The organism is Candidatus Neomarinimicrobiota bacterium (assembly GCA_034716895.1).
GTDB lineage: Bacteria > Fidelibacterota > UBA8477 > UBA8477 > JABMPR01 > JABMPR01.
On the sequence record JAYEKW010000249.1, the window covers coordinates 1 to 1,520 of the forward strand.

1 protein-coding gene is annotated in these 1,520 nt (G+C 42.8%); it reads left to right on the top strand.

The features are described from left to right. Window positions 1-85: 85 nt before the first annotated feature. Window positions 86-1,520: hypothetical protein (locus tag U9Q77_13690; GenBank protein ID MEA3288409.1), on the top strand; the 1,435-nt coding region annotated here is incomplete at its 3' end.

Here is a 1,520-nt window from a genome sequence, read left to right on the forward strand (position 1 = left end):
CTTTTTTAATTACAAAATCTTCCTTTTTAAATTTATTTGATGAATTCACCAGGGTCGTCCTCCTCAAAAATCGATAAAAGCGGCTTTGCCTCTATATCCATGGGAAATACCAGCGGTGATGTCGGCGCGATGTTTAATCCGAGTATCTGACGCCGCCAACCCAAGCTATTATAAAACCAGTGAGATTTTCCATATTAAACCATACTATCTGACCCGTTATGCGGCTGACAGTACGTATGAGCTTTATCTTCCCTCGACTCAGGGATGGCAGTACCAAAATCAGGAATCTTTTCTCTGGCCGCCATCATGGTGGAGTCAGTTTGATTACCAAAACGGTACCGACCCATATACTGATCGTGAATATCCCAGTTTTGACCCTGCCTTTCCATTTGCACTTATGCCATCGGAATACTTCCCTGATTGGCCACTAATGGTAACAACCTTCAGTGAATCGCAATGTTATTTTCATACACCAACGGGTGCATATTATCGGATGCTGTCATTATATGCTTGGGATGATTTGGCGGATGTATGGGGAGGTAGTTGTGAGGGTTTGGCGAATACTTCACTTCTGACTTTTGGCAGTCGCGAGTTGCTGTCTCCACGATGGGCAAATGTCAGTTTGCCACAGGAAATTCATCAAGCAAGTATAAATGATGATATTAGGCTGTTTATTAATTCACTCCACACGAGTCAGTATGGTGAAGCACAATATAGCTCTTTTTCAGGTAAAGATACTATAACCGTAGTTCAAGCACTTGAAGAAATCAAGACAATGTTGCTTCAAAACAAGAGAGATGATGCGAAGCTATTCATTGGTGCACAAACGGGATCTGGTTCACATGCCGTTGTTCCGTATGCAATTGTTCCTGATCCCAATGCATCTAAAGTACGAGTACGAATATATGATCCGAATGAACCTGGGAATGATGCTCTTTATATTATAGTGGATACAGTTGATAACTCCTGGTGGTATTCCGAATATGCACATTGGTGGGGAAAGTGCAATTTCTACCTTGATTACCCTGTACGAAGTTGTTTGGATTACCCTATTTTATCAAAATCACAATCCAATTCTGAATCAGCCCCCGTTGCTCTAATGCCAATGACTGGCTATATGCGCATGATTTATCGTAAAGGAACTCCCGTCTGCATCACAAATCCAGCTGGTGATTCAATTGGCTATAAGTCTGAAGTTGTGTTCAACAGTATTTCTGACGCAATACCGTTGACAGCACGTCAGGGAGATAGCACGCCACCGTATGGTTTCCTCGTTCCAGAGGAAAGTTATGATGTCACAATGACCGGTTTCGCTGATGGTCTGGCCCATTTTAGTCTGTTATCCGATTCATCATTTACCAGTTACCATCGTACAGACGCTGATTCAACGCAGACTGACCGAGTGACAATTAATGGCGGCCTTTTCTTGAGAAACCCTGATTCCACAGTAAAAACCGTGCAACTTCGTATGGTGCAAACATTGCCGGAAAAAGAACGAGCTTTGGTTCTGTCCGATTTCT